Annotated in this window: 20 protein-coding genes; 6 read left to right on the forward strand and 14 right to left on the reverse strand. The window is 66.3% G+C overall.

The genetic code is table 11. The annotated features are described in order from the left end of the window. Positions 1-583: 583 nt before the first annotated feature. From metF to LL06_RS23760, 5 genes are all read right to left on the reverse strand, one after another. Positions 584-1,498 (reverse strand): methylenetetrahydrofolate reductase [NAD(P)H], encoded by a 915-nt coding sequence (gene metF, locus LL06_RS23740; RefSeq protein WP_035532912.1) that lies wholly within the window; start codon positions 1,496-1,498, stop codon positions 584-586. 1 nt (position 1,499) lies between these two features. Further along, a complete protein-coding gene (locus LL06_RS23745; protein WP_035532914.1) occupies positions 1,500-2,513 on the reverse strand; it encodes a metalloregulator ArsR/SmtB family transcription factor in 1,014 nt (337 codons plus the stop codon). A gap of 176 nt (positions 2,514-2,689) precedes the next feature. Then, positions 2,690-3,313: an MOSC domain-containing protein gene (locus LL06_RS23750; RefSeq protein WP_052161878.1), complete on the reverse strand. Its 624-nt coding sequence runs from the start codon at positions 3,311-3,313 to the stop codon at positions 2,690-2,692. Between the two features lie 72 nt (positions 3,314-3,385). Further along, a complete protein-coding gene (locus LL06_RS23755) occupies positions 3,386-5,155 on the reverse strand; it encodes an iron ABC transporter permease (RefSeq protein WP_052161871.1) in 1,770 nt (589 codons plus the stop codon). Positions 5,156-5,162: 7 nt separating this feature from the next. After that, on the reverse strand, positions 5,163-6,149 hold the full coding sequence (locus LL06_RS23760) for an ABC transporter substrate-binding protein (protein ID WP_035532916.1): 987 nt from the start codon (positions 6,147-6,149) through the stop codon (positions 5,163-5,165). 201 nt (positions 6,150-6,350) lie between these two features. On the opposite strand from LL06_RS23760, the gene LL06_RS23765 reads away from it, so the two are divergent. After that, positions 6,351-6,824, forward strand: a complete 474-nt coding sequence (locus LL06_RS23765; RefSeq protein WP_244447215.1) for a hypothetical protein — start codon at positions 6,351-6,353, stop codon at positions 6,822-6,824. 26 nt (positions 6,825-6,850) lie between these two features. On the opposite strand, the gene LL06_RS23770 is transcribed toward LL06_RS23765, so the two are convergent. Next, positions 6,851-7,258, reverse strand: a complete 408-nt coding sequence (locus tag LL06_RS23770) for a RidA family protein (RefSeq protein WP_035532918.1) — start codon at positions 7,256-7,258, stop codon at positions 6,851-6,853. A gap of 69 nt (positions 7,259-7,327) precedes the next feature. Here LL06_RS23770 and LL06_RS23775 point away from each other — a divergent pair, with 69 nt between their 5' ends. Further along, positions 7,328-7,900 (forward strand): TetR family transcriptional regulator, encoded by a 573-nt coding sequence (locus LL06_RS23775; RefSeq protein ID WP_035532920.1) that lies wholly within the window; start codon positions 7,328-7,330, stop codon positions 7,898-7,900. A gap of 15 nt (positions 7,901-7,915) precedes the next feature. On the opposite strand, the gene LL06_RS23780 is transcribed toward LL06_RS23775, so the two are convergent. The 6 genes from LL06_RS23780 to LL06_RS23805 form a co-directional block, all read right to left on the reverse strand. Next, positions 7,916-8,596: an SDR family oxidoreductase gene (locus LL06_RS23780; RefSeq protein ID WP_035532922.1), complete on the reverse strand. Its 681-nt coding sequence runs from the start codon at positions 8,594-8,596 to the stop codon at positions 7,916-7,918. Between the two features lie 80 nt (positions 8,597-8,676). Then, the gene (locus LL06_RS23785) at positions 8,677-8,925 is read right to left on the reverse strand and encodes a hypothetical protein (RefSeq protein ID WP_035532924.1); all 249 of its coding nucleotides are present in this window, start codon (positions 8,923-8,925) and stop codon (positions 8,677-8,679) included. Positions 8,926-9,158: 233 nt separating this feature from the next. After that, positions 9,159-9,485: a hypothetical protein gene (locus LL06_RS23790; RefSeq protein ID WP_035532926.1), complete on the reverse strand. Its 327-nt coding sequence runs from the start codon at positions 9,483-9,485 to the stop codon at positions 9,159-9,161. Between the two features lie 92 nt (positions 9,486-9,577). Beyond that, positions 9,578-11,227, reverse strand: a complete 1,650-nt coding sequence (ettA, locus tag LL06_RS23795) for an energy-dependent translational throttle protein EttA (RefSeq protein ID WP_035532928.1) — start codon at positions 11,225-11,227, stop codon at positions 9,578-9,580. A 94-nt stretch (positions 11,228-11,321) separates the two neighbouring features. Beyond that, positions 11,322-13,016, reverse strand: a complete 1,695-nt coding sequence (locus LL06_RS23800) for a pentapeptide repeat-containing protein (protein ID WP_035532930.1) — start codon at positions 13,014-13,016, stop codon at positions 11,322-11,324. Between the two features lie 124 nt (positions 13,017-13,140). Continuing rightward, entirely contained in the window at positions 13,141-13,371 is a 231-nt protein-coding gene (locus tag LL06_RS23805) for a hypothetical protein (RefSeq protein ID WP_035532932.1), read from the reverse strand. A 215-nt stretch (positions 13,372-13,586) separates the two neighbouring features. Between LL06_RS23805 and LL06_RS23810 the strand changes: the two genes are divergently transcribed. The 4 genes from LL06_RS23810 (at position 13,587) to LL06_RS23825 (ending at position 18,348) form a co-directional block, all read left to right on the forward strand. After that, on the forward strand, positions 13,587-14,534 hold the full coding sequence (locus LL06_RS23810) for an alpha/beta hydrolase (RefSeq protein ID WP_035532934.1): 948 nt from the start codon (positions 13,587-13,589) through the stop codon (positions 14,532-14,534). A 169-nt stretch (positions 14,535-14,703) separates the two neighbouring features. Continuing rightward, positions 14,704-15,894 carry a CaiB/BaiF CoA-transferase family protein gene (locus LL06_RS23815; protein ID WP_035532936.1) on the forward strand — a complete coding sequence of 397 codons (1,191 nt, stop codon included), beginning with the start codon at positions 14,704-14,706 and terminating at the stop codon, positions 15,892-15,894. Further along, complete coding sequence (locus LL06_RS23820) at positions 15,891-17,555, forward strand: thiamine pyrophosphate-binding protein (protein ID WP_152599751.1); 1,665 nt, start codon at positions 15,891-15,893, stop codon at positions 17,553-17,555. The genes LL06_RS23815 and LL06_RS23820 overlap by 4 nt, the downstream gene beginning before the upstream one ends. A 238-nt stretch (positions 17,556-17,793) precedes the next feature. Then, positions 17,794-18,348, forward strand: a complete 555-nt coding sequence (locus LL06_RS23825; RefSeq protein WP_052161872.1) for a DUF1003 domain-containing protein — start codon at positions 17,794-17,796, stop codon at positions 18,346-18,348. 2 nt (positions 18,349-18,350) lie between these two features. Here the strand turns inward: LL06_RS23825 and LL06_RS23830 are convergent, their stop codons facing one another. Together LL06_RS23830 and LL06_RS23835 are read right to left on the reverse strand one after the other, a co-directional pair. Beyond that, positions 18,351-19,076 carry an LssY C-terminal domain-containing protein gene (locus LL06_RS23830; RefSeq protein ID WP_035532942.1) on the reverse strand — a complete coding sequence of 242 codons (726 nt, stop codon included), beginning with the start codon at positions 19,074-19,076 and terminating at the stop codon, positions 18,351-18,353. Positions 19,077-19,278: 202 nt separating this feature from the next. Then, entirely contained in the window at positions 19,279-20,175 is an 897-nt protein-coding gene (locus tag LL06_RS23835) for a hypothetical protein (RefSeq protein WP_052161873.1), read from the reverse strand. Positions 20,176-20,411: the final 236 nt, after the last annotated feature.

Consider the following 20,411-nt stretch of genomic DNA (forward strand, 5'->3'; position numbering starts at 1 on the left):
GACGGACGAGGCCGGCCTGCCGCTCGGCATCCAGGCCGTCGCGGGCTTCGGCCGCGACAGGATGCTGCTGACCGTCGCCGCCCTGCTCGAACAGGCCTTCCGGGCCTGATCCGGCGTCCCCGGCCGGCCCTCCGCGCGACAGCATCGGCAGCCCGCCAGAGGGCGGACCGGCCATGCGCGTTAAGGTGTGTTAACGATTTGCACGCGCATAGGCGGTATTTGACAGTTTCTTAACAGAAAATGAACATCCTGATAAACGTTATCTTTCAACTGGATACACAGGGTCTCGGCAGAGACCGGGCAGATTTTAGCTGCAGTGCAGCAACGATTTCGCTTCCCACGGAGCCAAAGCCGTGACTATCATTTGACGGTAAACGCGATGGAGGACCACCATGGGATTTACGCAATCGCTCAATGCCCTTGTGATCTGTGCAGCGTTCATATTTGTTGGTGCAATGCTCTTCATCTGACCTCGACGAGCATTGAATGACAGTCAAGAGATTGGGGACGGGAGCGCACAGGCGCTCCCGTTTTCCGTTGGAGAGATCTCTCTTCTGGTCCGGACGTGGCGCCCGGGAACCGTTCAGGCCGCCGCGCCGACCGACGCCGCATCGGCGCCCCGCAATCCCAGCATATGGCAGATCGCATAGACGAGCTGCGCCCGGTTCATCGTGTAGAAATGGAAATCGTCGATGCCGCGCTCGACCAGGTCGTTGACCTGTTCTGCGGCGACCGCCGAGGCCACCAGCGCGCGCGTCTCGGGGTCCTTCTCCAGCCCGTCGAAGCGCCGCGCCAGCCAGTCGGGAATGCTCGCGCCGCAAAGCTTGGAGAACCGCGCCACCTGGCCGAAATTGTGGATCGGCAGGATGCCCGGCACGATCGGCACATAGATGCCGGCGCGCCGCACCCGCTCGACATAGCGCTCATAGATGTCGTTGTCGAAGAAGAACTGGGTGATGGCGCGAGTGGCGCCGGCGTCGACCTTGCGCTTGAGCATGTCGATGTCGGTGGCGAAGTCCGGGCTTTCCGGATGCCTTTCGGGATAGGCGGAGACCGAGATCTCGAAATCCGACAGGGCGCGCAGGCCCGCCACCAGTTCGGCGCCATTGGCGTAGCCGCCGGGATGCGGCTGGTAGGCGGCGCCCACGCCTTCCGGCGGGTCGCCCCTCAGCGCCACGAAATGGTTGACGCCGACGGCCTGGAACTCGCGCGCCACCGCATCCACCGCCGCCTTGTCGGAGCCGACGCAGGTCAGGTGCGCGGCCGGCGCGAGCGCCGTCTCGGCGCAGATCCGCGCCACCGTGTTGAGCGTCGGCTGCTTGGTCGAGCCGCCGGCGCCATAGGTGACCGAGACGAAATCCGGCTGGAACGGCGCGAGCCGGGTGATGCTTTCCCAGAGTTGGCTCTCCATGTCGCCGTTCTTGGGCGGAAAGAACTCGAAGGACACCTTGATCCGCTCGGCGGAATCCTGGGCGCTGGCGCGGGAGGAGCTGTTCATGTCAAGCTGTTCCTGTGCTTGGGGAGATGGGCTCGGCGGCGATCAGAAGCCGCGGGTCGCGCGCCAGCCAGATGGTGACGGTGAGCGCCCGGTCCTTGTCCGAACCGCCCGGCAGGTCGACGATCTTCTCGACCGTCAGGCCGCAGTGCTTGAGCCAGTCGGACACCTGCTGCTGGCTGAAACCGAGCCGCGCATGGGCATGCTCGAGCCGCAGCTCCTCGTGATCGTGCGGCGCGAAATCCACCACCACGATCCGGCCGCCGGGCCTGAGCATGCGGGCAGCCTCGGTGATCGCCGGCAGCGGATCATGCAGGAAATGCAGCACCTGGTGGATGGTCACCACATCGAAGCTCTCGCGGTCGAGCGGCAGGTTGAGGATGTCGCCCTGGCGCACCGAGGCATGGGTGATGCCGGCCTCGTCCAATTGCGCGCGGGCGATGGCCAGCATGTTGCGGCTCGAATCGATGCCGATGGCGCGGCTGTAGCGGTCGGCCAGTAGCTCGAGCATGCGGCCGGTGCCGGTGCCCAGGTCCAGGAGCCCGTCGAACGGCGCCCGGCCGATCAGCTTCAGGATCTCCGCCTCCACCTTCTCGTCGGCGACATGGCGGTTCCTCAGATCGTTCCAGCTCTCGGCATTGGCGGAGAAATAGGCCTCGGCGCGGCTTGCCCGCGCCTGCTTGACGGAGGCCAGCCGCTCGCCGTCGCGCGCCAGATGCGCATCCGATGGCGAGGCCGCGTTGAGCGCGTGGCGCATCAGCTTGGCCCGCGCCCCGTCCCGGGTCATCCGGAAATAGGCCCAGGCGCCTTCCTGGTAGCGCTCGACCAGCCCGGCCTCGCCGAGCAGCTTGAGATGGCGCGAGATCCGCGGCTGCGACTGGCCGAGAACCTCGGTCATCTCGCTCACCGTCAGGTCGCCCTGGTTCAGGAGCGCGATCAGCCTGAGCCGCGTCGGCTCGCCGGCGGCCTTGAGAACCTCGACGCATTCCTCCAGGGTAAGCGGGGACAGTGACAGCATGGACAACCTCGAAAATGATATAAAGATATGTTTATGTCAGTTTCGGGCGCGAGGCAAGCACAATGTCGCAACGGCGAAAGCTTTTGTCGCTTTGGCCGTGCAGCCTGGTGTCGTCCGTCAGAGCCGGTGAAGGAAAGGCGCGCGAGAAAGGGAGCGGCGGGGAAAGCGCTCGCCGCTCAGCCCTGATAGATCCACTGTTCCCAGATATGGGCGGTCACCTTTTCGCCCTTGCCGATCACTCCGGGCTTTTCCACCCAGGCGACGACGCCGCGGCGGCGCTTGGCGGCCTTGACGAAGCTCAATGCCAGCGTGGTCTCGTCCCTGTCGGGATAGTTCCGAGCGATCGCCGCGCCGGCCAGTCGGCAAGGGCCGTTGTCGCCGTCGATCCTGAGCGTCACCCCGCCCTCGAAGAAGAGCTGCGTGCGCGGCGGCAGCATGGTGAGCATCGGGATGCCGGCGATCACCAGATTGGCGCCGATCCAGGCCGGCTCGATCCGCGCGATGCCCATCTCGCCCGCCGCCAGCGCCAGTTCGTCCTCGGCCACGATCGAGACCTGGCGCTCGTTGCGGATCTCGGTGCCGCGCGGATACCACGGCTCGCGGCCGCCCGACCTGCGGGTCGGCCCGGCGTGATAATCGCCCTCGATGCCGTCGAACCCCAGCCGCAGCCCGGCCACCTCGCCGCTCACGAAATCGCCCGCGAGCGCCGCCAGCACCGCCGTCACCTGGCCCTTGATCCGCCGCGCCGGATGGACCTGCGGCAGGGACGGGGCAAGGTCGGGAAACATCGGAAGGGTCATCGCGCGCTCCGGCTCGGGGATGGGAAACAGGCCCACCCATAGCCAATCCCCCGCTGATGAACCAATCAAAAATCATGAACGGGAGCGGCGCCGCTCCCGTGCCGGTCCGGCCAGCGCCTGCCAGGGCAGCGCATCGGGGGGCAGCCGCCGCGCCAGCGCCTGCATGGCGAGCATCAGCGCCAGCACCAGAACCGTCGCCGCAACCGCCACCGCCGCCGCTTCCGATCCAAGCCCCGAATCCTCGAGGCTCAGCAGCGCCACGCCCAGCGTCTCGGTCCCCGCCGACCACAACAGCGCCGACACCGTGAGCTCGTTGAAGGCGAGCAGGAACACCATCATCATGCCGGCGAAGACCGCCGGAAACACCAGCGGCGCCACGATGTGGCGGAGCCGGTGGAAGAGCCCCACCCCGTCGCACACCGCCGCCTCCTGCACCGCATCGTCGAGTGTCGCCATCGCCGCCAGCACCGGTTTCAGAGCGATGGCGTAGAAGCGCGCATGGTAGGCAAACAGGATGATCCACGGCGTCGCGTAGATCGACACGCCGATCAGCGGCAGCGGCCGGATGAACACTAGGATGCAGGCGATCGCCAGCACGATGCCGGGGATGGCGTAGGGCAGCTCGATCAGCGCGAAGGCCGCCGCCCGCGCCTTGGGCCTGGCCCGGTCGAGCACATAGGCCGAGACCAGGGTGATGGCGCCGAGGCTGAGCGCGGTGGCGCCCGCCAGCAGGAACGAGTTGCGGAACGCCCGCACGGTCAGGTCCTGGCGGAACAGCACTTCCGCATATTGCCTGAACGTCAGGCTGTCGAAGGAGAGCCTGACCCCATAGGCGGGCACCAGCGAGGTCGCCACCAGCGAGGCGAGCGGCAGCACGATGGTGAGCGCCACGAAGCCCCAGACCGCGATTTCCACCACTACGCGCCAGCGGCCGAGGTCCCAGAACGGCTCCAGCCGGTGATCGCTTTCGAGCCGGGTCTGCGCCCGCGCCAGCACCAGGCCCGCGGCGATGACGCCGGCGCAGGCGATCGCCGCGATCAGCACCGAGATCGCCGCCGCATCGTTGATCGCGCCCGGCCCGAAGCTCGCGAGCTTGCGGAACAGAAGCGTCGGCAGCGTGACGAAGCCGACCGGCAGGCCGAGCAGCGCCGGAATGCCGAAATTGCCGGCGCCGGCGACGAACACCAGGAGCGCCGCCGTCAGCAGGAACGGCTTGAGCAGCGGCAGGAGGATGCGGATCACCACCTGCCGGGGGCTTGCGCCCTCGAGCCGCGCCGCCTCGATCAGCGGCCGCGGGATCGAGGCAAGGCCCGAGGCGAGCGTGATGGCGACCAGCGGCGCATGGTGCAACCCCATCACCAGGATGATGCCCCATTTCCCCAGCATCGGATTGGGCGTTCCGGGCTGCGGCGCGAGCCCGATCAGCTTGAGCAGCGGCGAGGCGGGGCCGGCGAGCGTCTTGAACGCCAGGGCCGAGATCTGCGGCGCGATCATCAGCGACAGCACCAGGATGAAGGCGAGCGCGGTCGCGGCGCGGATCGTGGTCACCGAAAGCACCAGCGCGAAGCCGACGCCCACCAGCAGCGCCAGGCCGCCCGAGCCGAGCGCCACCACCAGCGTGTTGCCCGCCGCGCGCCACACCTCGGGTGCGTCGATCACCTGCCAGAACCCGACAAGGCCGCCCTCGAAGGCGGCCAGCATCAGCCGGCCCACGGGCAGGACCGAGAACACGACGATGAATACGGCGAGCGCCAGCACGAGGCCCCTGCCCTCGCGCCGGCGCCAGCCGGTGGAAAGTCCGCGCCCTCGGGGGCGCGGACGGTCGAGCGCCTGGACCGTCACTGTCCGCTTACTGGCCGAAGATCTCGGCGAAGCGCTTGGTGTTGGCCTCGGCCTCGCTGAGCGCCTTGGCGGCGTCGAACGGCATCACCTTGATCGACGCACGCTCGGGAAAGCCTTCCGGCACGGCCACGTCGGGATGGGCCGGCAGGTAGCCCTGGCTCAGCGCCAGCTCCTGGCCTTCCTTGGAGATCAGGAAATCGACGAAGGCCTTGGCGGCGTCCGGGTTCTGGGTCGAGGCGAGGATCGCCACGGGCTCGGAAATGGTCGACACGCCTTCCTCGGGGAAGACGAACTCGACCGGCGCGCCCTTGGCCTTCTCGCGGATCGGCAGGAAATCGACCACCATGCCGTAGAGCTTCTCGCCGCCGGCGACCTGGGTGAGCACGCCGCCATTGCCGCCCGAGGCCTGCGCGCCATTGGCGGCCAGCGCCTCGTAATAGCCCCAGCCGGCTTCGAGATTGTCCACAAGCGTCGCGGTGTGGATCAGCGCCGCGCCCGAGGTCAGCGGCGACGGCATGGCCACCTGGCCCTTGGCCTCGTCCTTGAGCAGGTCCGTCCACGAGGACGGGATCATGGTGGCGGCGGTGTTGTACATGATGCCGGTGGTGATCAGCTTGGTGCCGAACCAGGTCTTGCCGGCGTCATGGACGCCTTCCGGATAGGCGGAAATGTCGGCGTCGGGATGCGCCATCAGCAGGTCGCGGGCCTTGAGCCCCTCCATGGTGACGCTGTCGGCGATCAAGAGCACGTCGGCGGGCGTCGAGCCTGCGGCAAGCTCGGCCTCGAGCTTGGCCATGATCTTGGTAGTGCCGTCGCGCACGAAGGTCACCTTCACGTCCGGATAGGCCTTCATGAACGCATCGACGGATTGCTGCGCATCGGTGTTGGGCTGGCTGGTGTAGAGCGTCAGCGTGCCCTCGACGGCGCGGGCGGGGCCTGCGAGGAGGACGAGCGAGGCGAGGAGGCCAAGCGACAGCGGGATCGTTCGGGTCATGGGGTTACTCCAGTCGGGGTCGGGATGAACGGAGCCGAGCCATACTGGCGCTTGATAACAGTCCGATGACACCGCGCGCCGCCGCCGCGCGCGCCGGGCGGATGCCGGCTCCGGCCGGCGGGGCCAATTCACCTCGCCATGAGAGTGTGCTAGATTGGCCTGTGGGGGAGCTGACACCGCTGATCAGGGAGATCAATGATGATGTGCGCCTCCACACTGTCCCCCATAGCTTCCCGAACGCCCGCAGCCAGGCTCGCCCGCGGCCTCGCCCCCAGCCTGGCAAGGCCCCTGTGCCTCGCCCTCGTACTGGCCCAGCCCGCCGCCGCGCTCGCCGCCGACCTCTCCTGCAACGGCCTCGTCGAGCCTGGGCAGAGCCTGATCTGCTCCGGCTTCGAGCCCAACTGGGCGATCAGGCTGAGCTGCGACGGCGAGATGGCCGCGGAGTTCATCGACGCCTTTTCCGGCGAGGGCATCCAGACCACGCCCGGCGGCATCAGCTTCGCCAGCGAGGATCCCTGGCAGTTCGAGACCAGCCACCCGGTCACCGGCTCCATCGCCTACACGCCCGGCGGATGCACCGACGAGAGCGACGCCGTGCGCGACTTCACCTTCACGCCGGCCGGGGCCCCGGGGCTCAGCGCTCCGTTCTTCCCGTTCTGCTGCAGGATCGATTGAGATTCGAATGTCAGCGAACGGCAAGGTCAGTCGGGAAGCCTGACCGTCAGTTCCATCTCGATTTGCAGATCCGGCCCGGCAAGGGCTGCCACGCCGATCCCGGTGATGCTGGGCTGGGCGCCGTCGAGCATGGCCAGCAGGGGCGGCATGCTTTGCTCCAGACGTTCCGGCGTGAGATCCACCACATAGATCCGCAAAATGGCGATGTCCCGCGGTGTGGCGCCTAGGGCGTCCAGCGCGGCCTTCGCATTGGCCATCACGATTCTGGCCTGTCCGGCCAGATCGGCAGGCGCCGGCTCGCCGCCGGGCCTTGCGGCCACCTGCCCCGAGATGAAGGCCATGCGCCCCGGTTCGACGATGGAGATCTGCGAATAGCCCAGCGCTCCGGCATCGGGCAAGGAAGGAGGGTTCAAACGGGTGATCGGCTGTGCCATAAGCTTTCCTTGGTGTAACAAGAATTTCTCTACATATGCAGAGTTATTCACTACAAACGGATATCCTCGATGTCAGGTCCGAAGCAGGCTCGGCGCACGCTCATCCTGGATGCGGCCATCAGGCTTCTGGCGAGCCGCGGGCTTGAGGGTGTGACACACCGCGCCATCGACGAGGCCGCAGGCCTGCCCCAGGGCTCCTCCACCTATTACTTCCCGAAAAAGGAGATGCTTCTGGTCGAGGCGTCGCGGCATCTGGCGGCGCTTCTGGAAAAGGACTGCGACGAACTTCAGGTCGGTTTCGCCGACATCGCGGCCAGGCAGGGTGTCGATGCGGCTGTGGACTATGTCGCCGGCGAAGTCGTCTCCTACGCCGACACGGCGCGCGACCTGTTCCTCGCGCGCATGGAACTCACCCTGGCGGCCGCGCGGCGCCCCGAACTCAAGGATGTCGGAGACCTTCTGAGCGCCGCGGCCCGCCGCCCCATCGAATTCTTCCTGCGCCTGACATCCGGAGGGCGCACTGACATGCCGATTGAAACCTGTGCCGGGCTGATAGACGGCATCAGCCTGATGTACGCCACCGGCCAGGGCCCGAAGCCGACCACCGATCAGATCGCCGCGGTGTTTCGCGCCGTACTCTGATCCGACGGCCCGGCCTCACCACTCGGCCGCCGACCCGTCCCAATTGGTGAACTGCCCGGTGCCGTCGAGCGTGAGGCCTTCTGCCAGCGCGAGGATGCCGCCGGCGCTCGTCGCCGCATCGATATCTGCGCCCTCTCCGCCCATGTCGGTCCTGACCCAGCCGGGATGGACCAGCGCCACCGCGATCCCCAGCGGCTTGAGATCGGTCGCCAGCCCCTGCATCACCTTGTTGACCGCCGCCTTCGACGCCCGGTAGGCGATGTGATCGGACTTGGCGTAGGACATCCGCCCCATTTGCGAGGAGATGGTGAGGATGCGCGGGTTTTTGCTGCGCTTGAGCTGCGGCAGGAAGGCCTGCGCCACCACCAGCGGCGCCAGCGTGTTGACGGCGAGCGTCTGCGCGAACCCGTCGAAATCCATGTCCAGCGTCGACTGCCGCTTGGGCCCCATGATGCCGGCATTGTTGATCAGGATGTCGATGGGTGCGCTGACTTGAGCCGCCGCTGCGCGCACCGCGTCGTGGTCGGTGACGTCGAACACGAGATCGTGGAAGTTCGGATGATGGCAGATATGCGCATCGGGATCGGTGACCGCCGCCCGCGCCGAGCCATAGACCGTCCAGCCCTTGGCCAAGGCCTGTTTGGCCAGTTCCAGCCCGATGCCGCGGCCCGTGCCGGTGATGAGGATGGTGGTCATGCTGCTCTCCCTGAATTCGCTTGAGCGGCATGCAACCTCAAACAGTCTGAGGTCAAGCGGTTCCTGAAAGGCGGATAAGTTTACGCCCTGCCGCGTGCCAAGGAACCAGCGGCGAAGATGGCTGCCCCGAACTCGGCGATGATCTCCGAGAGCGGAATTCGTTTGCCATCATCCCTGGCCAGCACCGCTTCTGCGGCGGCCAGATCTTCCAGATCCTCGATCCGGTCCTTGATCGCGCGCAGGGCCAGCTCTTCCTTGGCTGTGCCGAGGTCCTTGGCAAAGCGGGCGAGCAAGTCATCGAGTTCTTTGGGCAGATCCAGCGGGAGCATTGCAGCATGCCTTTATGCTGCGGTGTTATGCGCGCGGCAGCGCAAATCAACGCTTCCGCGCGACAACGAACTGTCCCTACCTTATCACCTTCTACGTCACACGTTCCGGATTGACGCTGTCAGCGTCCCTCAGTCGGATCTTGCCTTGTACGCAATTCTCGATGTCGCCCTCGAACCAATTGAATGGCTTACTCGGTGAAAGGCAACAATAAGAGTGATATTTCATACAGATATTACTTGAGGATCACTATTGATTGATAATACCACACACCGTTTGGCGTATTTGACACACGCCGATCAACCACGTCCTTGGCGTCTTCATCAACCGACAGGACGTACTTTACATGTGCGGGACCGCCCCAATTTGAAGACACGATCAACACCTGATTCTCTCCATCCCGAAGATCCAGGCGTACGTCCTCATCGAAATTTGGGTCTCCCTCAGTCGACTTCGAATAGATATAGCGCCCATTCAAGAATACGACGATTTGATTGTCCGCATTGAAAATGCGGATCGATGCTCGGTCGCCAATATAGCGACCTCTTTCAGTATTTTCCATTTGATATCCTCCCCGCTGCAAGTATCGAATACTTCCATTGTAGAGTACCAAATTTATCCGCAATCACAAGATGCAAAAATATAGAGCGGCGCCTACCTTGTCAGCGGCTTGTACGTCACCCGCTTCGGGTTGACGCTGTCGGCCCCGAGCCTGCGGATCTTGTCCTGCTCGTAGTCCTCGAAGTTGCCCTCGAACCATTCGACGTGGCTATCGCCCTCGAAGGCGAGGATGTGGGTGGCCAGCCGGTCGAGGAACATGCGGTCATGCGAGATGATGACGGCGCAGCCGGCGAAATTCTCGAGCGCCTCCTCGAGCGCGCCCAGCGTCTCGGTGTCGAGGTCGTTGGTGGGCTCGTCGAGCAGCAGCACGTTGCCGCCGGATTTCAGGAGCTTGGCCAGATGCACGCGGTTGCGCTGGCCGCCCGAGAGCGTGCCCACCTTCTGCTGCTGGTCGCCGCCCTTGAAGTTGAAGGTCGAGCAATAGGCGCGGGAGTTCATCTCGTGCTTGCCCAATTTGACGATGTCGTTGCCGCCGGAAATCTCCTCCCAGACGGTCTTGGAGCCGTCGAGCGAATCGCGGCTCTGGTCGACATAGGAAAGACGGACGGAATCGCCCACGGTGACCGTCCCGGAATCGGGCTTCTCCTGCCCGGTGATCATCCGGAACAGCGTGGTCTTGCCGGCGCCGTTGGGGCCAATCACGCCGACGATGCCGCCGGGCGGCAGCTTGAACGTCAGGTCGTCGATCAGAAGCCGGTCGCCATAGGCCTTGGAGATGCCCTCGACGTCGATCACCTGGTTGCCGAGCCGCTCGCCGGTCGGGATGATGATCTGCGCCTCGCCGGGACGGCGGTCATTGGCCGACTTGACCAGTTCGTCGAAGGCCCGGATACGCGCCTTGGACTTGGCCTGCCGCGCCTTGGGCGACGAGGCGATCCATTCCTGTTCGCGGCTGATCGACTTCTGCCGGGAGGCGTCCTCGCGGCCCTCCTGCTTCATCCGCTTGGCCTTGGCGTCGAGATAGGCGGTGTAGTTGCCCTCGTAGGGGATGCCCTTGCCGCGGTCGAGCTCGAGGATCCAGCCGGTGACATTGTCGAGGAAGTAGCGGTCATGGGTGATCATGATCACGGCGCCGGGATATTCCCTCAGGTGCTTTTCCAGCCAGGCGATGCTTTCGGCGTCGAGATGGTTGGTCGGCTCGTCGAGCAGCAGCAGGTCGGGCTGCCGAAGCAGCAGCGCGCAGAGCGCCACGCGGCGCTTCTCGCCGCCCGACAGCGCGTCGACGGACGCTTCCGGAGGCGGGCAGCGCAGCGCTTCCATCGCCATCTCCACCTGGCTGTCGAGATCCCACAGGTTCTGCGCGTCGATGATGTCCTGGAGCTTCGCGCCCTCGTCGGCGGTCTCGTCGGAATAGTTCATCATCAGCTCGTTGTAGCGGTCGAGGATCGCCTGCTTGTCGGCCACCCCTTCCATCACGTTGCCGAGCACGTTGAGGCTCTCGTCAAGCTGCGGCTCCTGCGGCAGGTAGCCGAGCGTCGCGCCCTCGGCGAGCCACGCCTCGCCGGTGAACTCGGTGTCGAGCCCGGCCATAACCCTGAGCACCGTCGACTTGCCGGCGCCGTTGGGGCCGAGAATACCGATCTTGGCGTCGGGGTAGAACGAGAGATGGATGTTTTCGAGGATCTTCTTGGCGCCATAGGACTTGTTGAGTCCCGCCATGTGATAGATGAACTGCCGTGCCACGATGCGCTCCAGACATGATTTGGATTGTTGCCCGCTGTCTATGCGAAATGGCGCAGAAGGGCAATGCGCAGCAATCACCGCTTTGCTGCGCGGGCTACTGGAAATCCTCGATCCGGCGGATCCGGTACGCGGTGGCGCCCTCGAGCCGGGACGGTTCGTAGTAATTGGAAAGTTCGATGAAGCCCGGATGCGCCTCGGCTTCCGCCATCCCGACCGGTTCGGCGACGAAGCGGCTGGCGATGAAGCTGCCCTGCGCCGCCTCCCGGCTCAACCGGTCGAGAAAACCCGCCTCGAACACGATGGCGCCGTCGAAATCGACCGAGCGGAGATCGGCGCCTTCAAATTTCGTCCCGATCATCAGCGCCTTGCGGAAAGTGCCGGCGGAAACGACCGCGCCGGAAAAATCGCAGTCGACCATCGCCGCCTCGTCGAAATTGACCGCGAGTCCGGTGGCATCGGCGAAGCTCGTCGCGGCGATCACGGCCCGGCTGAAGTCGGTCCCGGCCATCTGCGTGCGCATGATATCGGGCGCGTTCGCGTTGGCGAAGGGCGGCTCGAGGTCGGCCTTGGCGATGCCCGCGAAGTCCGCCCGAGTGATGATGGCGTTGCGGAACCGCGCATGCTCGAGCCAGGCCGCGCCGAATTTCGACTCGACGATCCGGAGCCAGGTGAAATCGGCAAATCTCAGCGTGGCGTGACGCAGGCTCATCAGCCCCAGCGTCGGCAGCCGGATCTCGGCATGGGAGAAATCCGCGCCGCGGAAACTCAGGAGCTCCGTCTGGTAGATCCCGGCGTTGAACAGCATGGTCAGGATCTGCCCGCGCTCGGGGCTGAGCGGCCGGTCGATCAGCGCCGTGGTGTCGGGCGGCGCCGCCGACCAGCCCGGCAGCGAACTCAGCCGCGCGGCGAGATCGGTGCGGCGCGACAGGGCGGCAACGGTCACCGCATTGCCGTCGCGCGATTCCACCCCGGTGGCGGCAAGATACTGGTAGGGCCGGGCGACATTGGTCGCCGCCACGATGCGGTTGCGCAGCGGCTCGGACAGTTCCTCCAAAAAGTACACCGATCCGGGACGGCCGTCGGCCGACAGCCGCGCGGTCTCCTCGCCGAGCAGGCTCGAGATGGTCAGAAGCTCCGGCACGATCGAGGCGCTGCGTTCGGCCTCGCCGAGCGCGATCTGCGTCCTCAGCAGTCCGGTCTGTTCGTCGATGCGGGTGTTCTGGTCGGCGAGCAGGTCGGACTGCGCCCTGAGCAGCTTGTTCTGCTCGAACAGGAGCGCCGAGCCTGCGAGCGCCGCCATCGCCGCGATCAGCCCGGTGATCGAGGCCACCAGCCAGCGCCGCGTGGTCACCCAGGCATAGCGCGCCAGCACGATCTCGGCGAAATCCCGCGCGGCGCTCGTCGCCTCCTCGACCTTCTGGCTGGCCGCATAGCGCGCCACGTCGGCCAGCGGCGAGGCAAAGCGCGTCACCTCGATCTCGGTGCGCTTGAACAGCCAGCGCCACAGCGGCTGCCGGAACAGGAAGACCAGCACCAGCACGATGGTGACGAACAGGAAGGCGCCGAGCACGATGCCGAGCACCACCGAGCCGTGTTCGGAAATGAAGCCGGGCATGAAGATCGCGGCCGGTATGCCGCAGGCAACGCCGATGATGAACACGAGGACGGCCGAGCCGCCGAAAAAGCCGGAGGCTGGCGACGGCTTGAGGGTCATCGACGCGGGCCGGCCCGGGTCATTGCGAAACGGGGCGTTGAGATCCCCGGTCTCCATCGGATCTTCGTTGCTCACCTGGCGCTGTCCCCGTGTCCCCTGGGGCGGCGTAGCCCCACCCCGCCGGATCAGGCGACTTTAGCCAATGGGAGACAAAAAGAAACCCTGGGACGCTTCGACCCGCATCAGGCCGGCTTTGGGGTCACGCCGCGAAGCGGACCGCCACGCCCTTCTGGCGGAAATAGGACTGCATCACCTTGCGGCCCTGGCGGTTGGACTGCGCCAGCTTGGAGGGATCGAACACCGCTTCCTTGGCGCCCTCGCGCTTCATGGCGGCCTTGAGCGCCGCGATGTGGGTATCGAGGTCTTCATTGTCGTTCTTGATCGACGTGTAAATATTGTCGATGGCTTGGGTCAGGGTCAGGTCGCTCACGTGTGGCACTCCATGGCTTGTTGCCCCTCACCTAGCGATTTTTCGCGCAAGGGCAAGCCGCAGCGTGGTTTGCGCGGCCGGTCATGCCCGATCGGGCGCGATATTGGACAGAATTATCGCCCGGACCGGGCAATACCCGCGGATGGCCCCTGCCCCTGGACGCGAGCCCGTCCAAAGCCCCTTGATTTTCGCGGCTGAGCCATGGCCAATGGGGCATGAGTGATTTTTCAGCCTTCCCCGTCCGAAGCCCCACCGGCGCAGAGCTTGCCGTCCGCCACAGGCCGGCCGAAGGCACGGCCCGCGCCGTGGTGCAGATCAATCACGGCCTTGCCGAACACGCGGCGCGCTACGCGCAATTCGCCGAATTCCTCGCCGGGCGGGGCTATCATGTCTACGCCCATGACCACCGCGGCCATGGCGCAACCCGCGCGCCCGACGCCATTCCCGGCACCTTCGCGGGCAAGGACGGCGCGCAGAAGGTGATCGCCGATGTCGCCGCCGTCCATGCACTGATCGGCGAGCGCCACCCGGGCCTGCCGGTGGTCACCTTCGGCCATTCCATGGGCGGGCTGGTCGCCCTGAACTTCGCCGAGGCGCATCCTCACGCCAGCGCCGCGCTCGCGGTGTGGAACTCCAATTTCAACGCCGGCCTCGCCGGCCGGGCGGGCCAGGCGATCCTCGCCGTCGAGGCCTTCTTCAAGGGCTCCGACACGCCGAGCGCCATCCTGCCAAAGCTCACCTTCCAGGCCTGGGCCGCCTCCATGCCCGGCCGCCGCACCGGTTTCGACTGGCTGAGCCGCGACGAAGCCGTGGTCGACCGCTACATCGCCGATCCGCTCTGCGGCTTCGACGCCACCGTGAGCATGTGGCGCGACGTGTTCGAACTGATCTATGCCGGGGCCACGGCCGGGAACCTGGCGAAGCTGCCCAAGGCCCTGCCGATCCACCTCGTCGGCGGCGCCAGGGATCCCGCCACCGACAGGGGCGAGGCGGTCAACTGGCTCGAGGCGCGGATGCGAGAGGCGGGCCTTGCCCGTGTCACCCTCCAGATCCTGCCCGACACGAGGCACGAGACCCTGAACGAGATCAACCGCGACCAGTCGATGCAGGATTTCGCCGCCTGGCTCGACGCCGTCCTGCCCGCCGCCGCCCCGCGGCCATGAACCCCGCCCGCAACCCACCGCCTGCGACAGCGCGCCCGACGTGACAGGCCTCGGTCCTTTCTGTTATCAGCGGTCCGAACCGGAATCCCGCCCATGAGTGCTTGCCCCCTGCCCCTCCACCCCTTCTCCCGGACTGTTCCCGCCGCGCGGACCGGCACGGAGAAAAATCATGGCTGAGGCGCCGCTCAAGGGCATCCGCGTCATCGAGCTGGCGCGCATCCTGGCAGGTCCCTGGGCCGGGCAGTTGCTCGCTGATCTCGGCGCCGACGTGATCAAGATCGAGTATCCCGAGGGCGGCGACGACACCCGCCGCTGGGGCCCGCCCTTCGTCACCGGCGCCGACGGCGAGAACCTGTCGGCCGCCTATTACCATGCCGCCAACCGCGGCAAGCGCTCGATCACGCTCGACATCGCCAGCCCGGAAGGCGCCGCGACCGCGCGCGAGCTGATTTCCACCGCCGACGTGGTGATCGAGAACTTCAAGGTCGGGGGCCTCAGGAAATACGGCCTCGACTACGAGAGCCTGAAAGCCGCCAACCCGGCGCTCGTCTATTGCTCGATCACCGGCTTCGGCCAGACCGGGCCCTACGCGCCGCGCGCCGGCTATGATTTCATCATTCAGGCCATGGCCGGCATGATGTCGATCACCGGCGAGCCGGGCCGCGAGCCGCAGAAGGCGGGCGTCGCCATTTCCGACATCTTCACCGGGCTCTATTCGGTGATCGCCATCCAGGCGGCCCTGCGCCACGCCGAGAAGACCGGCCAGGGCCAGATGATCGACATGGCGCTGTTCGACACCCAGGCCGGCATCCTCGGCAACCAGAACCTCAATTACCTGGTCTCCGGCGTGGCGCCGGTGCAGATGGGCAACGCCCACATGAACATCGCGCCTTACGAGGTCTTCCCGGTCGCCGACGGCCATGTCATCATCGCGGTCGGCAATGACGGCCAGTTCCAGCGCTTCTGCAAGCTTCTGGGCGCGACGGCGCTCGGCGCCGACCCGGACTTCCAGACCAACCCGTTGCGCGTCGCCCATCGCGTGCGGCTGCGCGCCGAGATCATCGCAGAGATGGCGAAATGGACCAAGGCGGACATCCTCGCCGCCTGCGAGGCCAATGCCGTGCCCGCCGGGCCGATCAACGACATCGCCGAAATGTTCGCCGATCCGCAGGCGATCGCCCGCGAACTCAGGATGGATCTCACCGACAGGGCCGGCAGCGCCATCCCCTCGGTGCGCGCCCCGATCCTGCTTCCCGCCTCGCCGCTCACCTATGAGCGGCCGAGCCCGCGCCTGGGCGAGCACACCGACGAGGTGCTGGCCGAGCTCCAAGCCATCAAGACCAGAAGGACTGAATCATGAAAACCGGCGGCCAACTGATTGTCGACACGCTCAAGGCCAACGGCGTCGAACGGCTGTTCTGCGTGCCGGGCGAGAGCTATCTCGCGGTGCTCGACGCGCTGGTCGATTCCGGCGTCGAGGTCACGGTCTGCCGCCAGGAAGGCGGCGCGGCGATGATGGCCGATAGCTGGGGCCGGCTCACCGGCAAGCCCGGCATCTGCTTCGTCACCCGCGGCCCCGGCGCCACCAACGCCACCGCGGGCCTGCACATCGCCCGCCAGGATTCGATCCCGATGATCCTGTTCATCGGCCAGGTGCAGCGCGACGCCCGCGAGCGCGAGGCCTTCCAGGAGGTCGAATACCGCCGCGCCTTCACCGAATTCGCCAAATGGGTGGCCGAGATCGACGATCCGGCGCGCATCCCCGAATTCGTCAACCGCGCCTTCTCGGTGGCGATGTCGGGCCGCCCCGGGCCGGTGGTGCTGGCCCTGCCCGAGGACGTGCTGCGCGAGGTGGTCGCCCATCCGCCGGCCGCAATCCTGCCCAATCCGGTCCCCGTCAACCATCCCGGCCAGGCCGAGATGAAGGACCTGGCGCTGCGCATTTCCCGCGCCGAGCGGCCGATCATGATCCTCGGCGGCACCCGCTGGACCGAGGACGCGGTGCGCGAGGTCGAGCGCTTCGCCGAGCGCGCCCAGGTGCCGGTCGGCTGCTCGTTCCGCCGGCAGATGCTGTTCGACCATCTCCACCCCTGCTATGCCGGCGATGTCGGCATCGGCATCAACCCGGCGCTGGCCCAGGAGATCAAGGGCTCCGACCTGGTGATGCTGGTGGGCGGCCGGTTCTCGGAAATGCCCTCGTCGGGCTACACGCTGCTCGACGTGCCGTTCCCGTCGCAGCCGCTGGTCCATGTCCACGCCGATGCCGCCGAACTCGGCCGGGTCTACCGCCCGGAGCTGGCGATCAACGCCGATCCCGTGTCCTTCGCCGCGGCGCTGTCGGGCCTCGAGATCGACGACATGCCGCAGCGCGCCGGACGCGTGGCGCGGCTGCATGCGGACTATCTCGCCTGGTCCACCCCGCCCGAGACCGGCCCCGGCGACGTGCACATGGGCCCGATCATCTCCTGGCTGCGCGAGACCCTGCCCGAGGACGCGATCCTGACCAATGGCGCGGGCAATTACGCCACCTGGGTGCACCGCTATATCCGCTTCCGGCGCTACGCCACCCAGGCCGCCCCCGCCTCGGGCTCGATGGGCTATGGCGTGCCCGCCGCGGTCGCGGCCAAGCAGGCCTTTCCCGACCGGCTGGTGGTGGCCTTTGCCGGCGACGGCTGCTTCATGATGCACGGCCAGGAATTCGCCACCGCCGTGCAGCACAAGCTGCCGATCATCGTCATCGTCGTCAACAATTCGATGTACGGCACCATCCGCATGCACCAGGAGCGCGACTATCCCGGCCGCGTCAGCGCCACCGAACTCACCAACCCCGATTTCGCGGCGCTCGCCCGCGCCTATGGCGGCCATGGCGAGACGGTGGAGAAGACCGCCGACTTCGCCCCCGCCTTCGAGCGGGCGCGGGCGAGCGGCATGCCGGCGATCATCGAGGTCAAGCTCGACAAGCAGGCGATCACGCCGACCCGCACGCTGGCGCAGATCTCCGGGACCGGGGTGAAGACATAAAGCAGGGTCCGCAGCAGGCTTCGCAAGCGCGGCGACACGGCCCCGACCGCGTTCCATAGCGGCCGGGCCAAGGGCCGTGCGGTGCCATCGCCGGCGGAGACCCGTCTGTTCCGGTGTCCTCCGCGGCGACGCAGTCGCTCCCGCTTGACCTGAAAACGCCGCCGTTTACACCTATCCGATCAGGGCGGCCGGATGAGCCGCGCAGGCGCAACAAACGGCGCAGGAGCGCGAGATCAGAATGGACCAGGATGTAACCAAACTCGCCGAACGGCTGCTGCAGTCAGGCTATGACGATCTTCCCCTGCGCGAGCAGCGCATCCTGCGGCGCATCGCCCGGCGCATGGCGATCTCGGAGAACATCAACGAGACCTTCAGCGATTCGATGACCTTCGGGCAAAGGGTCGCCGACCAGGTGGCGAAGTTCGGCGGATCCTGGACCTTCATCATTTCGTTTCTCGTTCTGCTGCTGGTCTGGGTAACGCTCAACACCCTGCTGCTTGCCCGCAACGAGGTGTTTGATCCGTATCCCTTCGTCTTCCTGAACCTGATCCTTTCCATGCTCGCGGCGTTCCAGGCGCCCGTGATCATGATGTCCCAGAACCGCCAGTCGATCAAAGACCGGCTTGCGGCCGCCCATGACTACGAGGTCAATCTCAAGGCCGAGCTGGAGATCATGGATCTGCATGAAAAGCTCGACCAGATGCGGAATTCCCAGTTGACCGGCATCATGCAGAGCCAGGAAGAACAGTTGGCGGAGATCAGGCTGATCCTCACCCGGCTGCAGACCCCGTAGGATCACGGCTTGCCGCCGACCACGCCGGTCCAGAGCGCGCCGTCGGTCACCCAGGCGTCGCCTCCGCCATTGACGCCTTCCCGCACGGCGTGAAATCCCGGCGTCATGGAGCTGTCGATGAGCCGCCCGGCCTTCATCAGGTCGTCGCGCAATCCATCGCGTTCAAGGTCGACCTCGGCGGCGATATGGTGCGTCACCTGCCCGGTCTCGCGGCTGAGGCCGATGCCCTTGTCGAACGACGCGGCGCCGATGTAGCGCGGGGTCGGCCAGCCGGGCCGCGGAGCCATACGCCAGAGCCGCACGTGATGCCGGGTGTCGGGATCGGGACCGGCGGGCTTTTCGAACGCAAGATCCTCGCTGCGTCCGAACAGAAACAACCGGCTCACCGGGGCGGTCCTGTAGGGGCGGTTGAGCAGGATATCGACGGCGATATCCACACCGGTCCGCACGCCCAGCGGATCGGCCTCGAACCAGCCCGCCGCCGCCATGGCGTCCTTCAGCGTCGCCTCGTCTGCGACCAGCATCACGTTGAGCGGATCGCCGGGCCGATGATCGGCCGTCTCGGTCAATCGCGGCTCGACGTCCACGGGCTGGCCTTTCCTGGCGAACACGAATTCCCAGGCAAGCGGGACAGCCACATAGGCAACCGCCGCATAGGCAATCACAAGGGCAGAAGCGACGACGAGGGTGCGCCGGACATGGCGGGAGCTTTTCTTGCTTCTTGGCACGGCCTGACAATCCTCGCCGGAACGTGAACCCCTGGCTGTCCGTTCATGCGGCAAGATGAAACGATTGTCCACAGACGGCACATTGGCGCTGTGCCGCGAAAAGGCCACGCGCGGGAGTGCGCCGGAACCGGCATCGGCTCCGCATAAAAAAAGCGCGGGATTTGCATCCCGCGCCTTCTTGTGTCGGATCGACCGTTCGGGCTTAGCCGATGCGGCGGAACCAGTGGTCGAACTCGACGCCTTCGTCCCGGTGCGCGCCGCCCATGGTGGCGGCCCAGTAGGCCCCCGCAGCGCTGACAAGCAGCGAGGCGGCGATCAGGAAGGCCGAGATGATGCCGACGCGACGCGCCGTCTCGGCTGCTTCGGCAGCCTCGGTCCGGGCCGCGTAGTAGCTCTCGAGCACGCTGTCGACGCGCTGCGTGGCTTCCTCCTGGCCGAGACCGGTGCGGGCGGCGACGACGGAGCCGAGATAGGCCCGGTCTTCTTCCGAGACTTCGCCGGTTCCGGCATTGGCGAGGATCCGCAGCACTTCGCCGTTCACATCGCCGGATGCTTCCGTGCCGGCGGTGCCGGTTGCAGGACGCAGCAGCGAATCGGCGAAATAGCCGTTTTCGTCCGTGAGCGCGTCCGACGAGACCGCCTGTCCGACGACCGCGGCGGTTGCGCCGGCGGTGGTGCCGATGGCGGTGGTCACGGCGCCCAGGCCGCTTGCCGCGATCAGCGCGCCGACGATGATGGCGCCGCCCCAGACGAGCAGGCCATGCGCGCCGTCGCGCACGTCGGACTCATGGGCGGTGCTGTCATGGAAGCGCCTGCGCAGCCGGCCGGTGAGATAGGCCCCCGCCATGAAGCTCGACACCTGCACCCAGATGAACCAGAGGCCGACGCCGATGCCCATGCCGACGATGCTGGCTGAAGGGCGATCGGCCACGGCGGTGAAGGTGAGGCCGAGCGCCGCGCCGAAGCTCAACAGCACGACCGAGACGCCGGAGGCAAGAACGATGCCCCCGAAGATCGCCGGCCAATCGACATAGGAGGAGTGATCGGCGTGGCCGGATGGCGCTGCTGTCACGACTGTGACGTCGTCGATATGAGACATGGACATGCTCCTAGCCCAGACCGAGGAAGGACAGGATGGCCATAACGACCACGACCAGGCCGACGAGATAGATAATACCGTTCATTGTTTCGTTTCCTGTTTAGGGTTGACGGGACGTCAGGATTTCCGTCGCCATCAGACCCAGTTGGTGAACAAGGCGAGAAGGATGACGATCCAGATGGGAACGCCCAGCAGCCAAAGTCCGATCGCACGCATGAGAAGATCCTTTCGTCATG

Origin of the sequence: Hoeflea sp. BAL378 (assembly GCF_000759435.1) — a bacterium.
In the GTDB taxonomy this organism is placed as follows: domain Bacteria; phylum Pseudomonadota; class Alphaproteobacteria; order Rhizobiales; family Rhizobiaceae; genus Hoeflea.

Excerpts from the sequence above, each read along its gene's own strand:
- metF (WP_035532912.1), bottom strand. The coding sequence starts at position 1,498 with ATGAACAGCTCCTCCCGCGCCAGCGCCCAGGATTCCGCCGAGCGGATC.
- LL06_RS23745 (WP_035532914.1), bottom strand. The coding sequence starts at position 2,513 with ATGCTGTCACTGTCCCCGCTTACCCTGGAGGAATGCGTCGAGGTTCTC.
- LL06_RS23750 (WP_052161878.1), bottom strand. The coding sequence starts at position 3,313 with ATGACCCTTCCGATGTTTCCCGACCTTGCCCCGTCCCTGCCGCAGGTC.
- LL06_RS23760 (WP_035532916.1), bottom strand. The coding sequence starts at position 6,149 with ATGACCCGAACGATCCCGCTGTCGCTTGGCCTCCTCGCCTCGCTCGTC.
- LL06_RS23765 (WP_244447215.1), top strand. The coding sequence starts at position 6,351 with ATGTGCGCCTCCACACTGTCCCCCATAGCTTCCCGAACGCCCGCAGCC.
- LL06_RS23770 (WP_035532918.1), bottom strand. The coding sequence starts at position 7,258 with ATGGCACAGCCGATCACCCGTTTGAACCCTCCTTCCTTGCCCGATGCC.
- LL06_RS23775 (WP_035532920.1), top strand. The coding sequence starts at position 7,328 with ATGTCAGGTCCGAAGCAGGCTCGGCGCACGCTCATCCTGGATGCGGCC.
- LL06_RS23780 (WP_035532922.1), bottom strand. The coding sequence starts at position 8,596 with ATGACCACCATCCTCATCACCGGCACGGGCCGCGGCATCGGGCTGGAA.
- LL06_RS23785 (WP_035532924.1), bottom strand. The coding sequence starts at position 8,925 with ATGCTCCCGCTGGATCTGCCCAAAGAACTCGATGACTTGCTCGCCCGC.
- LL06_RS23790 (WP_035532926.1), bottom strand. The coding sequence starts at position 9,485 with ATGGAAAATACTGAAAGAGGTCGCTATATTGGCGACCGAGCATCGATC.
- LL06_RS23810 (WP_035532934.1), top strand. The coding sequence starts at position 13,587 with ATGAGTGATTTTTCAGCCTTCCCCGTCCGAAGCCCCACCGGCGCAGAG.
- LL06_RS23815 (WP_035532936.1), top strand. The coding sequence starts at position 14,704 with ATGGCTGAGGCGCCGCTCAAGGGCATCCGCGTCATCGAGCTGGCGCGC.
- LL06_RS23820 (WP_152599751.1), top strand. The coding sequence starts at position 15,891 with ATGAAAACCGGCGGCCAACTGATTGTCGACACGCTCAAGGCCAACGGC.
- LL06_RS23825 (WP_052161872.1), top strand. The coding sequence starts at position 17,794 with ATGGACCAGGATGTAACCAAACTCGCCGAACGGCTGCTGCAGTCAGGC.
- LL06_RS23835 (WP_052161873.1), bottom strand. The coding sequence starts at position 20,175 with ATGTCTCATATCGACGACGTCACAGTCGTGACAGCAGCGCCATCCGGC.